At 65.1% G+C, this 407-nt stretch carries 1 protein-coding gene; it reads left to right on the top strand.

Features of this window, described 5'->3' with window-relative positions; genetic code table 11:
* Window positions 1–407, top strand: a 407-nt coding sequence (locus tag FHG09_RS19650; RefSeq protein WP_193627462.1) for a fasciclin domain-containing protein, incomplete at both ends; no start/stop codon positions are given.

Raw genomic sequence — 407 nt, 5'->3', positions numbered from 1 at the left:
GAGTCCGAGATGCCCGAAGAGTCCGGTGATGCCTCGATGGCCGATACCGACCTCGTCGGTTCCGGCTGCTCGACCTACGCCGAGGAGAACCCGGACGGGGCCGGATCAGTCGAGGGCATGGGCCAGGACCCCGTGGCCACTGCCGCCTCGAACAACCCGATGCTCACAACGCTGACCAAGGCGGTCTCGGGTGAGCTCAATCCCGATGTCGACCTCGTCGACACCCTCAACGGCGACGAGTTCACGGTCATCGCCCCGGTCGATGACGCCTTCGCCGATGTGCCCAAGGACGACCTCGATGCCCTGGCCAAGGATTCGGACCAGCTGACGAAGGTGCTGACCTACCATGTCATCCCCGGTCAGCTCTCCCCCGATGAGATCGCCGGTGAGCACGAGACCGTCGAAGG

Source organism: Brevibacterium sp. CFH 10365, from assembly GCF_009299785.1.
Classification (GTDB): domain Bacteria; phylum Actinomycetota; class Actinomycetes; order Actinomycetales; family Brevibacteriaceae; genus Brevibacterium; species Brevibacterium limosum.
This window is presented reverse-complemented; position numbering and strand designations above follow the sequence as displayed.